The organism is Streptomyces sp. NPDC046197 (genome assembly GCF_040646295.1).
GTDB lineage: Bacteria > Actinomycetota > Actinomycetes > Streptomycetales > Streptomycetaceae > Streptomyces.
This window is the reverse complement of the sequence record NZ_JBEYZY010000041.1, coordinates 1-12304: the sequence shown is the minus strand read 5'-3', so window position 1 is coordinate 12304 and position 12304 is coordinate 1. Positions and strand designations below refer to the sequence as shown.

General features: G+C 69.9%; 9 protein-coding genes and 1 rRNA gene. 7 read left to right on the top strand and 3 right to left on the bottom strand.

Going from position 1 to position 12304, the window contains the following annotated elements; all coding sequences use genetic code 11:
* Positions 1-32 precede the first annotated feature (32 nt).
* The 7 genes from AB0A61_RS35100 to AB0A61_RS35070 all read left to right on the top strand — a co-directional run bounded on the left by AB0A61_RS35100 (position 33) and on the right by AB0A61_RS35070 (position 8724).
* Positions 33-635, top strand: coding sequence for a TetR/AcrR family transcriptional regulator (locus AB0A61_RS35100; protein WP_361301709.1), 603 nt, complete (start codon positions 33-35; stop codon positions 633-635).
* Between the two features lie 757 nt (positions 636-1392).
* Positions 1393-1701 (top strand): hypothetical protein, encoded by a 309-nt coding sequence (locus AB0A61_RS35095; protein ID WP_009189392.1) that lies wholly within the window; start codon positions 1393-1395, stop codon positions 1699-1701.
* Positions 1702-1945: 244 nt separating this feature from the next.
* Positions 1946-2800: a hypothetical protein gene (locus AB0A61_RS35090; protein WP_361301705.1), complete on the top strand. Its 855-nt coding sequence runs from the start codon at positions 1946-1948 to the stop codon at positions 2798-2800.
* Positions 2790-4133: a hypothetical protein gene (locus AB0A61_RS35085; protein ID WP_361301702.1), complete on the top strand. Its 1344-nt coding sequence runs from the start codon at positions 2790-2792 to the stop codon at positions 4131-4133. The genes AB0A61_RS35090 and AB0A61_RS35085 overlap by 11 nt, the downstream gene beginning before the upstream one ends.
* Positions 4130-5689, top strand: coding sequence for an SCO6880 family protein (locus tag AB0A61_RS35080; protein ID WP_361301699.1), 1560 nt, complete (start codon positions 4130-4132; stop codon positions 5687-5689). Before AB0A61_RS35085 ends, AB0A61_RS35080 begins: the two co-directional genes overlap by 4 nt.
* A 14-nt stretch (positions 5690-5703) precedes the next feature.
* Positions 5704-7128, top strand: a complete 1425-nt coding sequence (locus AB0A61_RS35075; protein ID WP_361301696.1) for an ATP-binding protein — start codon at positions 5704-5706, stop codon at positions 7126-7128.
* A gap of 15 nt (positions 7129-7143) precedes the next feature.
* On the top strand, positions 7144-8724 hold the full coding sequence (locus tag AB0A61_RS35070) for a type IV secretory system conjugative DNA transfer family protein (RefSeq protein ID WP_361301693.1): 1581 nt from the start codon (positions 7144-7146) through the stop codon (positions 8722-8724).
* Positions 8725-8936: 212 nt separating this feature from the next.
* Here AB0A61_RS35070 and AB0A61_RS35065 read toward each other — a convergent pair whose 3' ends face one another.
* The 3 genes from AB0A61_RS35065 to rrf all read right to left on the bottom strand — a co-directional run.
* Positions 8937-9521, bottom strand: coding sequence for a GNAT family N-acetyltransferase (locus AB0A61_RS35065; RefSeq protein ID WP_361301690.1), 585 nt, complete (start codon positions 9519-9521; stop codon positions 8937-8939).
* 24 nt (positions 9522-9545) lie between these two features.
* Positions 9546-12047 (bottom strand): beta-propeller fold lactonase family protein, encoded by a 2502-nt coding sequence (locus AB0A61_RS35060; protein ID WP_361301687.1) that lies wholly within the window; start codon positions 12045-12047, stop codon positions 9546-9548.
* A 171-nt stretch (positions 12048-12218) separates the two neighbouring features.
* A 5S ribosomal RNA gene (gene rrf / locus AB0A61_RS35055) occupies positions 12219-12304 on the bottom strand; the annotation flags it as partial.

Genomic DNA, 12304 nt, shown 5'->3' with positions numbered 1-12304 from the left:
CATCGACTACATCGCGACTACGTCGGGTTACGATGGCCCCCATGCCCACCCAGCGCCCCTACCACCACGGAGACCTGCGCGCCACCCTCCTCAAGAGCGCCGAGCACACCCTGCGCACCCGGGGGGCCGCCGCCCTCTCCCTGCGGGAGCTGGCCCGCGAGGCCGGGGTCAGCCATGCCGCCCCCGGCCGCCACTTCAAGGACAAGCAGGCCCTGCTCGACGCCCTTGCCCTCGCCGGGTACGAACGGCTGGCGCAGACGCTGGAGACCGCCGACGAGCCCGGGCTCGCACTGGAGCAGCGGCTGGCCGGGCTGGCCCGCGCCTACATCGGATTCGCCGTCGACAACGCCGCGCTGCTGGAGCTGATGTTCGCCCGCAAGCACGACCCCGACGTCTCCGAGCAGTTGGCCGCCGCCGTCGACCGGTCCGTGGGGTCCTTCACCCGGCTGATCGCGGACGCCCAGGAACGGGGCGAGATCGTGGCGGGCGACCCGGAGCGCATCACCCTGGTCGCGGCCGCCGGAATGCACGGCCTGGCCGCCTTCATCGCAAACGGGACCTTCCCGGTCGAGGAGGCCCTGGCAGGCCTGGACGAGCACGTGCACCTCGTACTGCACGGCCTGCGGCCCCGCTGAACCCGCCGCCGGGTTTCCTGTGCGGCGGGTCAAGCCGCTTCCTGTGCGGCGGGTCAAGCCGCTTCCTGTGCGGCGGGTCAAGCCATGACCATCGCCGAGCCATCCGCCCGCCATTGACCAGTAAGCCCGTCGGTCCTTCGGTATGGCGGGAGTCAGGAATACCGGTCCGGGCTTGTTGTCGCGTACTCAACAAGCGATCGTCGTCGTTGCGCACGCCCCCCAACTCCCCCCGCATACAGCCCGAGGGCGCCGACGCCTTCAACGGCCGACCCGGCCGACCCGCACGACTTCCCCGTCGGGTCAACGGGGAGCCGCCGGAACGAGGAGTACGTGGGGACTCCACGGCGGATGAAAGGGAACGGGCCACGGCAACCGCCGTGACCCGTTCCCCCATTGTGGCGGCAGCCGCCCGCAGGTGGCGGCAGCAAAGGACACGGGCCATGGCAGCCCGCCGCGGCCCGTCGTCACGCGAAAAAGGGTGAGGACCGTGAGAACATCGACGCGACCCCTCACTCGACCGGCCGTCAGAAAGCGCATCGGACCGGAAAAGGGTCAACGACAGAACCACACGCAAGGTTCCGGTCCGACTTCATTGCCCGGCGTGACCTGCCGTGATACACAGAGTGACCAAACGACGAAACGTTCCAGGCAATGCCGCCAAGTCGACATACGCGGGCGTCATTGTCGGCGAGAATGAGGCCTGACCTCTGCGCGACCGCAGGGGACGCGGAACTACCCAACAGGGGCGGTGACTTACATGCTCTTTGCGGCCGACAAGGGAGACATCAACACCATCATCGGCGGGATCGCTCCGAACTGGGGCCCCTTCGGCAGCCTGGGCAACGAGGCGAAGGTGATGATCGAGGTGGTGATGGCCGTGGCCATCCTGCTCTGCCTCGGCATCGCCGTCTGGGGCGCCGCCAAACAGCGCATCGGAGCGACCGCCCTGCGCGACACGTTCAGCGCCGAACAGGGCAAGGGCCTGATCATCGCCGGTCTGACAGGGGTGTTCATCATCGGCTCACTCGGCACACTGTTCACCATCGTGTACGGCATGGCCGTGTAGACCGGGCCAGGACGTGTAACCGGCGCATGCCCGCGCACGCCGCGCACGGCTCACCGTCGGCACCGCCGGTCAGACCCTCCGGGCGCGCCCGGTGCCCCCGCTGCCCCCACCCACCCACCGTGCCCACCGGCCGAGGTTGCGTTTCCCTGATGTCGAGTCACCACACCGCGCCCGCGCGGGAACCAGCACGGCTACCGTCGTACTTCTACGCGTTCCGGTACGAGGTCGAGGGAGCGTACGGGGCATGAGTCTCGGAGACGAGCACGGGTACGGCGAGTCCACGCGCGCCGACGACGAACTGTACGGAGGCAGCGGGCAGACCCGCACCCGGCTCCCGGACCGGGCCGGCGACCCGTACGGCGGAGCACGGCGCGGCGGCCGCTCCTCCTCGCGCAGCCTGGTCACGGTGGTCGGCGTGGTCGTCCTCCTCATCGCCGCGATCGCCTTCGCGAACCGCGGGGGCGGCGGCTCCTCCTCGGCGAACGGCAGCGGCAACAAACCCAGGACAACGGCAACCGCACCCACCGGCAGACGCCCGGTGGAAACCCGGACAGCCGGCATCCCCTCAGGCTTTCCCCACGACGAACAGGGAGCCCAGAGCGCAGCGGCCAACTATTCGGTGGCACTGGGCTCTGCAGAGATGTTCAACGCCGGGGAGCGCCATCGGATCGTCGGCACGGTCTACGCACCCGACATCGCGTCCCGCCGCCAGACGGACCTGGACAACGCCTACTCAAGTGGGACGTTTCTCAGCAACATCGGCTTGAACAAAGACGGCACGGCGCCGCGAGGCCAGACGTTCGTCTCCCGCGTCATCCCCGTGGGCACCAAGATCACCGCGTTGAGCGGGAGCGACGCGACCGTGGAGGTCTGGTACACATCGCTGTTCGGTCTGTCCGGCACGGCTTCCACCAATCCCGTCTCCGAGAGCTGGTACACCACCACGTACCAGCTGAGGTGGGTCGACAACGACTGGAAGATCACCGACTTCCAGCAGAAGGACGGCCCGGTGCCGGTCGGGCGCGACCAGAAGGCCTCCACCGCCGACGACATGACGAAGGCTGTCGAGGAGTACGGAGGGTTCACGTATGCGCGCTAACCGCCGCTTCCTCAAGGTGACGGCCGTCGCCGCCGCCGTACAGACCGCCACGGTGCTGCTGGCCACTCGCGCCTTCGCCGCACCGAGCCCCAGTCCGACCCCCTCACCGTCGGGCAGCAAGGACCCGTGCGGTTTGATCCGTGGGCCCGCCAAGGACTACTGCGAGCGCGGCAACGGCGCGTCGAAGTCCAACGGGTTCACCTCCGACCCCACCTCCACCCTCGACCCCCTCTCCTCCCTCGCCAAAGGCTGCGCCGACGCCGCCGCCTGGACCATCGGCAAGCTCAGCAAGGCCGTGAAGGGGACCGCCAACGTCGACTTCACGAACCCCAAGTTCCTGCAGCAGTACGCCGTCGTCTTCGCCGCGTCGACCATCCTCACCCTCCTGCTGTGGCTGCTGGCCGTCGCCAAGCGGGCCGTGCGCGGCGTCCCCCTGACCACCGCCCTCTCGGAGGCGATCGGCTTCCTGTGGCTGACCGTCCTCGCCTCCGCCTTCACCCCGCTGATCCTCTACACGGTGGTGTCGGCGACCGACGGCGTCAGCGACGTCCTGGCGCGGGCGGGCGGCGACCAGGCGGACACCTTCTTCGGTACGTTCTCCGGCGCCCTCAACAAGGGCAACGACATCGGCGGCGGCCCGATCATGCTGATCGTCGTCTCCCTCGTGTCCATCCTCGCCGCCGGCATCCTCTGGCTTGAACTCGTCATCCGCGCCGCCCTCCTCTACGTCGGCGCCCTGCTCGGCACCGTCGTCTACGCGGGCCTGGTCGACAAGAACCTGTGGGGCCACGTCCGCCGCTGGGCCGGAATCATGATCGCCGTCATCCTCGTCAAGCCGGTCATCGTGATCGTCCTCGGCCTGGCCGGCGCGCTGTCCTCCGACCCGGGCGGCCCGGGTGCCTTCTCCGCGGTGGTCTCCGGCCTCGCCATCATCCTGCTCGCCATCTTCGCCAGCGCGATGATCTACCGCTTCGTCCCCGGCTTCGGCGACGAGATCGCCGCCTCCCGCAACAACCGCATCATGCAGGGCGCCGAGGGCAAGGCCGCCGCGGTCATCAGCTCCCCGGCGACCCTGGTCGCCCAGGGCATCAAGACCCACAGCTCCCGGGCCGACAGCAACGGCGCGGGCGGCGGCACCCAGTCGTCCGCCCCGCGCCCGGCCAACCCCGCCTCCGGCGGCGTCGCCGCGCACAGCGCACGCGTCCCGGACGGTGGCGGCGGATCTGTCCCCTCCGCCGCACCCGCTCCCCGCGCACCCAGCCCGGTGAACACCCCACACGCCAGCAGCACCCGCAACAGCAGTACCAACCGCACGGGAGGTGAAGGGCGTTGACGACCGACTCCCACGTGTCCCACACGGTCACGCCCCGCCGTACATACCTGATCGGCCGCGCCCGGCCGAACGCCGTCATCGGCCGCAACCGCGAGACCGGCGAGATCGCCCTGATCGTCGCGGGCGCGTTCCTCGGCATGATGTGCGGCCTGCTCGTCCCCGTGCTGCCCCTGCGCATCGCACTGCTGACGGGCTTTCCGGTGCTGGCCCTTGCGGCGGTGTACGTGCCCTACCGACGACGCACGTTCTACAAGTGGTTCGAGATCAACCGCTCCTACAAGCGCACCGTCAAGAGCGGCGCCCTCTACCGCTCCGGCGTCATGGAGGCCGGCACCCAGCTCGACGGACGGGAGATCGAGATCGGCCCGCCGCCCGGCATCGGCCGGATCACCTGGCTCGCCGCGCCCTTCGGGCCGGACGAGATCGCCGTCCTGCTGCACGCCGACCGCAAGACCGTCACGGCCTGCATCGAAATCGAGGGGCCCGGTGTCGGCCTGCGCGACTCCGAGGACCAGGAGGCCCTCGTCGACCGCTTCGGCACCCTGCTCAAGCACGTGGCCAACGGCGACGGCTTCGTCACCCGCCTGCAGATGCTCGCCCGCACCCTCCCCGCCGACCCGGACGCCCACGCCAAGGACGTCGCCCAGCGCGGGAACGAACGGGCACCGGCATGGCTGCAGCGGTCCTACGACCAGCTGCAGTCGATGGTGTCGACCAGCAGCGAACAGCACCGCGCCTACCTCGTCGCCTGCATGCACTACAACCGCGAGCTCGCCGCCGAGGCCCAGGCCATGGCCCGCGCGGCCCGCGCCCAGTCGGGGCGCAAACTCGACCGCGACGCCGGTCTCGCGGTCGTCATGGCCCGCGAGCTGACCGACATCTGCTCCCGGCTCCAGGAGGCCGACATCCGCGTACGGCAGCCGCTCGGTCAGGGGCGGCTGGCCTCGCTGATCCACTCCATGTACGACCCGGACCACCCGATCGACCACATCCAGGCCATGACGAAACGCAACGCCTGGCCGGCCGAACTGGACGCCATGGAGCCGACCTACCTCCAGGCCAAGACCCGCGAGTCCGCCACCCGGCAGCCCTGGTGCCACGCCACCGCCTGGATCAAGGAATGGCCGATGACCCCGGTCGGCGTGAACTTCCTCGCCCCCCTCCTCGTCCACACCCCGGACGTCATCCGCACGGTCGCCGTGACGATGGACCTGGAGCCCACCGAGGTCGCCATCGAACGCATGCTGACCGAGAAGACGAACGACGTCGCCGAGGCCAGCCGCGCCGCCAAGATGAACCGCACCGTCGACCCGCGCGACGTCGCCGCCCACAACCGCCTCGACCAGCGTGGTGAGGACCTCGCCAGCGGCGCGGCCGGCGTCAACCTCGTCGGCTACATCACCGTCTCCGCCCGCACCCCCGACGCCCTGGCCCGCGACAAACGGACCATAAGGGCCTCGGCCGGAAAGTCGTACCTGAAGCTGGAGTGGTGCGATCGCGAGCACCACCGCGCCTTCGTGAACACGCTTCCGTTCGCCACCGGAATCCGACGGTAGGGGCTGATGCTCTGATGCGGGACCCGCTGACCGCACTCACGGACGCCTTCACGTCCTTCCTCTTCGGGAAGGTCGAGACGACCCGGCTGCCGGTACGCACCTCCACGGGCCAGGCCCAGGCGGTCTACCTGCCGACCGCCGCACCCGGCCTGGGCGACTCCGGCGTCATCATCGGCCGCGAGGTGTACTCCGGGAAGGGCTACATCTACGACCCCTTCCAGCTGTACGGCCAGCAGCTCCCCGCTCCCCACTGGCTGGTCCTCGGCGAGTCCGGCAACGGCAAGTCGGCCCTGGAGAAGACCTACGTCCTGCGCCAGCTGCGCTTCCGCGACCGCCAGGTCGTCGTCCTGGACGCGCAGGGCGAGGACGGCGTCGGCGAGTGGAACCTCATCGCGGAAGAGCTGGGGATAACTCCCATCCGGCTGGACCCGACGGCGGCCCTGGACCACGGCATCCGGCTCAACCCACTGGACCCGGCGATCACCACGACCGGGCAGCTGGCCCTGCTCCGCACCATCATCGAGGTCGCGATGGGCCACGGCCTCGACGAGCGGTCCGGCTTCGCGCTGAAGGTGGCGCACGCCTACGTCAACGAGTCGATCGTCGAGCGCCAGCCGGTGCTCAGCGACATCGTCGAGCAGCTACGCCATCCGGAGCCCGAGTCGGCGGAGTCGATGAACGTCGCCATAGACGACGTACGGGCCTGGGGCCTGGACGTGGCCCTGGTCCTGGACCGCCTCGTCGACGGTGACCTCAGGGGCATGTTCGACGGCCCCACGACGGTCGGCATCGACCTGGACGCCCCGCTGACCGTCTTCGACCTCAGCCACATCGACCGCAACTCCATCGCCATGCCGATCCTGATGGCGATCGTCGGCGTGTGGCTGGAGCACACCTGGATCCGCCCCGACCGCAAGAAGCGCATCTTCCTGGTCGAGGAGGCCTGGCACATCATCAACAGCCCGTTCGTGGCACAGCTGTTCCAGCGGCTGCTGAAGTTCGGGCGCCGGCTGGGCCTGTCCTTCGTGGCCGTCGTCCACCACCTGTCCGACGTGGTGGACGGAGCGGCGGCCAAGGAGGCGGCCGCGATCCTGAAGATGGCGTCGACCCGGACGATCTACGCGCAGAAGGCGGACGAGGCGAGGGCGACGGGCCGGGTGCTGGGCCTGCCGCGCTGGGCCGTCGAGATCATCCCGACCCTGACCCCCGGTATCGCCGTGTGGGACGTCAACGGCAATGTCCAGGTGGTCAAACACCTGGTCACCGAGACCGAACGCCCGCTGGTCTTCACCGACCGCGCCATGACGGAGTCGTCCAGCGACCTCGCCGCCGACGACGCCCTGCGCGCCGCCGAACTGGAGGCCGAGGAGCGGGCGGCCGCCTTCATGGAACAGCACATCGCCGACCTGGACGGCTCGTCCGAGTCGACGGTGGCCTAGAGGAGGCGGGACGGCGTGAGACCCGACGACCGCGACCGGGGACAGGTCCGGCGGGACGGCCAGGGCGGCGTCCCGGACGGCCTGCTGGTCGGCATCCTCGCCTTCCTCCTCGGCATGACCCTGCTGGTGTGGACGGCCACGGGCCTCGCCGGCCTGTTCTCCCGGGGCGCCTGGCCGACGGGCGTCACCTTCACCCGTACACCGATCGCCATGCGCCACCTCGTCGGCCGGCCGCACGACGTCACCGGCGCCTGGCCCGACACACCACCGGCCCGCCTCTCCGGCTACGGGCTGTTCTGGGGCCTGTTCATCGGCCAGCTCATGGTGCTGGTCGTCCTCACCGTGTTCGTGATGGGCACGCTGGCGCGCTGGAGAGCGGGACGGCTGAGAAGACGCGCCGAGGCAGAAGCGGTCCGCGAACGGGCGGCCAACTCCGAACCCCACGAGGTGCCGACGCCGGCCCACCACGAGGTCCCGGCCCAGAGATCGGAACCACCCGCCCCGCTCCCCCAGCCGCTTGCCCCACCGCAACCGACCCCACCGCAACCGACCACCCAGCCCCAGCCGGCCGCGCAACCACCGCAGCCGCCACAGTCGACGGAAACCCTCAAGGCCGGGTCGCCAACGGCCGAGCCGCCCGCCTTCCCGGTCGACAGTGAACGGGTGGCCGGCCGGGAAAGAATCTTCGTGGCGCCGAGGGAAAGCCGCCGGGCCGCCGCGACCCAGGCCATCCACGACGCGGCGGGCCCCGCCCTGGTCGTCACCTCCAACCCCGCCCTCTGGCAGGACACCAAGGACTCCCGAGCCAAACTGGGCCCGGTCCTCCTCTACGACCCCACCCACCTCTGCGACACACCGGCCCGCCTCCACTGGTCCCCCACGACGGGCTGCGAGGACAAACAGACGGCAACCGCCCGGGCCACCGCCCTGCTCGCCCCGGTACGCCCCACCGCCAAGATCGACCAGACCCTGGCGGACACCGCCGAACTGCTGCTCCGCAGCTATCTCCACGCCGCCGCCGTCGACGGCCGCACCATCCGCCACGTCCACCGCTGGTCCCAGGGCACGCAGGTCCAGGAGGCGGTACGGGCCCTGCGGACCAACCCCAAGGCGGCCCCGGGCGCCGCCGGTGAGCTGGAGGCCGCGCTCACCTCCCACCCCCAACGACGCGACATCGCACAGGAGTTGACGAGCCGCGCACTGTCCTCCCTCTTCACGGTCAACATCCGCGAAGCCTGCACCCCAAACCGAACTGATGCGCTCGCCTTGGATTCCTTCGTCAACGAAGGGGGCACGCTTTATGTGGTGGGGGAATCCATCGAGGACCCCCGGACCAAACCAGGCGCGATGCCCCTGCTGACGGCACTCGCCTCAAGCGTGGTCGAGCGCGGCCGGCGCATGGCCGAACGGTCATCCTCCGGTCGGCTCGACCCACCACTCACGCTGGTCCTCGACGACGTGGCCGCCGTGGCTCCCGTCCCCCAGCTGCCGCAGCTGCTGGCCACCGGGACGGACCGGGGCCTGCCGACCCTGGCCCTGCTCCGCTCCCGCGAACAGGCCCGGACCCGCTGGCCCCACGACGAACTGCCGGTCTGACCGACCCGGCCCCGCGCACCCGGCCGGACACCGACCGCGCGGGCCCGCGACTACCCCCTGGGACCCCCTAGTGTCCTGCGCCTGAAGTCCGTCGGTAGATCTGCCTCGTCTCGGCGATCGGATTCACGCTGCCGACCAGGCGCGTTGACCGTCCGCGGCTCAGCCGGAACTGCCTAGGAACTTCCGGCGCAGGACACTAGGTCCTGTCGGGCCTAGGCCTCCTGGAAGGCCCGGTCGCGTTCCAGCACGAACTCGAGCTCGGACTGCCCCGCCGCCTGCGGCAGCGGCACGGTGAGCCCGCTGGGCAGGAATCCGACCCTGCGGTAGAAGCGCTGAGCCCGCCCGTTGTCCTCGTGCACGATCAGCCGCACCCGCTCCACACCGGCGCCCCAGGCCCACTCCAGCGCCGCGTCGAACAGCACCTCGGTCAGCCCGCACCCGCGGTGCTCGGGCCGCACGTACACGCCCACGACATGACCCTGCCGCCGCTCGACCGGGAAGCCGGCCCAGTCCGTCGACCCGGCCTCCTCGATCAGCACGGTGGCCGTGCCGACCCACTCGCCGCCCGGCGCCTCCGCGACGAACTGGTGCACGTCGCCCGTCGCCCCGCCGGCCCGGGTCGCCCGCTCCTGCCAGAACGAGTCCGGCTTGACCACGGCCTCGTCGTACGTCTCCAGGAAGGCGAGATGCGCAACGGGATCCTGCAGCGCGAGGAGCCGCAGCGCCTTCACGGCGGGCCACTCCTCGGCGCGTATGGCTCGGACGAGATACTCCTCATCACCATCTGGGCTGCTCATGAGGGCAACCGTACGTCAGACGGATCAGTCGTCGTCGTCCAATTTCTTCGCCTGGTCATTGGGTACGGCCCCGTACAGATCGTGCCGCGGCTCCGGCATCACGCTCTTCGCGCCGCGGACACTCTTCCAGATCGCCTCGTTGAAGGTCCGCTCGTCGATCTGGTCCTCCTTGGTGAGGTCCTGCCTGGCCGACACCCCCGCCATGGGCGAGTTCACCGTGTTGACCGCCGTCAGGTCGTACGTCGGCTTCAGAGCCTCGTACGGCGCGGCGTCCGGCCGCGCGGTGAAGGAGTTCACCATCGGCGTGGCGTAGGCGTCGAACTGCGTCAGCGGCCTGATCCCCACCAGCAGCTCGATCGTCCGCAGCATGGAGGCGGTGCTGTAGAACGTGGAGTCGACCCGCCCGGTGCGCGTGTACGGGCTGATGACCTGCGAGATCGTCCGGTGGGCGTCCACGTGGTCCGGCCCGTTCTGGGCGTCGTCCTCGGTCACGAAGATCGCGGTCGACCTCCAGAACCTCGAATGGGAGACCGTCTCGACGAGCTGCCCGAGCGCCCAGTCGTTGTCGGCGACATAGGCCTGCGGGGTCGGCATGCCGGCCTTGGTACCGGAGGTGTGGTCGTTGGGCAGTCGCACCATTTCGAAGGCGGGCAGGTCGCCGTCCTTCTCGTACTGGGCGAACTCCTTCTTCCACTCCTCGATCCGCGGGCTGCCGCAGGTCGCCGCGCGAGCCGGGAAGGTGTTCGCCGTGTCCGGACAGCTCAGGTTGTACGGGCCGAAGTCGTGGTCGGTTGCGGCCTCCAGGACCGGATCGTCGGCGTGCGCCTTCCCCTGGGCGTCGGCATTCACGTAGAACCCGTAGTTGCGGAAGCCGACGCCCCGGTCCGCGAGCCGCTGCCAGATGTAGGCGTGGTCGGGGTCCTTGTTGGGCGCGATCGCCGGGTCGTGGTTCTCCGAGGGGTAGCTGTGGTTGCGCCCGGAGTAGTTGGCGGGCCACCCTTCCTCGGCGTACGGGTTCGAGTTGGCGGCGACGGTCCAGTTCCAGCCCTGCGCGCTCACCTCGGCGTCGGCGTAGAAGTTGTCGAGCGTCACGAACCGACGCTGCAGCGCGCGGGCGTTGGGCGCGGAGTCGTCCCCGAAGAGATTGAGGGAGGCGTCCCCATTGCCCTTGGCGAGCGACCCGAACTCCTGGTCGTAGGTCCGGTTCTCCTTGACGACGTAGATGACGTGCTTGATCGGCGACTTCTCACCGATGCGCCGCGGTACGACCGCCCCGGAAGCACGGGGGCTGTCGCCCTGCTCGAACCCGTTGTCGGCGATGACGGTCCGCGTCCAGCGCCGCAGCTGCCTGTCCCCGCCGTCGAGCCCGATGGTCGACAGCGTGCCCTTCATCATCGACCCCGAGTACTGGTCGGGCGACTGGGGCGCGGTGGAGGTGGGGTTCGGATAGCCGGGGCCGTTGTTGGGCCCGGCGCCGAGGCCCTTGGCGTTGGTGACGTACAGCTTCCCGTCGTGCGCGACGACGGCCGTCGGGTACCAGGCGGTGGGGATGAGACCCGCTGTGCGGCCGCTCTTGACACTGATGACGGCGATGTCGTTGTTACCGGAGTTGGCGACGTAGAGCCGGCGCCCGTCCTCGGACAGGGCAAGGGCGTCGGGGTTGCTGCCGACGGGGGCGTGCCGGTAGGGGGAGAGCGAGATGCTCCGGGTGACCTTCCGGGTCGGTACGTCGATGACGCTGACCTGGTCGCTGTCACCGTCGGCGACGTAGAGGGTGCGCTGTTCCGGGTCGGTGATGACCGCGTTGGGATGGGTGCCGACCTGGACGGCGGCCTGCTGCACGGGAGCGGGCCCGCTGATGTCGACCACGCTGACGGTGTTGCCGCCCTGGTTGCTCACGAAGGCGGTCTTCCCGTCGTCCGCGAGGGCGACGCCGTACGGGGAGTGGCCCACGGCCACGGTGGCCATGGAGGAGTCGCCGAGGCCGACCACCGTCACGGCGTCCGCGAGCCGGTCGGCGACGACGAGCCGCTTGCCGTCGGGGGTGACGGAGATCCCGGCCGGATACATGTTCACGGCCTGGCCGTCGGGGTTCTTCGTGGGCAGCTTGATCGGGCTGGTCTCGGTCAGCCGCCCGCCGCTCACGTCGTAGGTGTGGATGACCTCTCGCCCGCCTCCGCTGGCGAAGGCCCGCTTGCCGTCGGGACTGAAGGCCAGCCCGGTGAAAACCGCCTGAGGGCTCGGATACGAAATGGTCTGTACGACCTCCGAGTCGGCGGGATCGACCACCTGGAGGGACTGGGTGCCCTGGCCTGCGTTGCTGACGAGGAGCATCCGCTTGTCGGGCGAGAGCACCGCGTTGAGGGGGAGGTTGCCGAGCTGGGCCTGCCGGCCGGCCGGGGTGACCTTGTATCCGACCGGGGTGACGGCCGTTCCGTCTCCCCTCGGCCCTGTGGTGCCCTGACCACCGACGGCGGCCAGGGCGACGGCGGCTCCGGTGGCGAGAACGGCGGTACCTGCCAGCACAGTGACAACGGGACGTCTGTATCTGCGTCTCGGGACCATGAGTCACCACGGTGACCAGCCCGGCTGGCATGTACAAGACCACTACAAGACATGCGCATGACTGCAGGGTGAACGCGAAAGAGCCCCAACTCCCTGGCCTGGGCCTGGAGGTGGGGCTCTTTCTCAAGAATTGTTCGGCGGTGTCCTACTCTCCCACAGGGTCCCCCCTGCAGTACCATCGGCGCTGTGAGGCTTAGCTTCCGGGTTCGGAATGTAAC

Coding starts and splice junctions, on each gene's coding strand:
- AB0A61_RS35100 (WP_361301709.1), top strand. CDS start 33: ATGGCCCCCATGCCCACCCAGCGCCCCTACCACCACGGAGACCTGCGC.
- AB0A61_RS35095 (WP_009189392.1), top strand. CDS start 1,393: ATGCTCTTTGCGGCCGACAAGGGAGACATCAACACCATCATCGGCGGG.
- AB0A61_RS35090 (WP_361301705.1), top strand. CDS start 1,946: ATGAGTCTCGGAGACGAGCACGGGTACGGCGAGTCCACGCGCGCCGAC.
- AB0A61_RS35085 (WP_361301702.1), top strand. CDS start 2,790: ATGCGCGCTAACCGCCGCTTCCTCAAGGTGACGGCCGTCGCCGCCGCC.
- AB0A61_RS35075 (WP_361301696.1), top strand. CDS start 5,704: ATGCGGGACCCGCTGACCGCACTCACGGACGCCTTCACGTCCTTCCTC.
- AB0A61_RS35065 (WP_361301690.1), bottom strand. CDS start 9,521: ATGAGCAGCCCAGATGGTGATGAGGAGTATCTCGTCCGAGCCATACGC.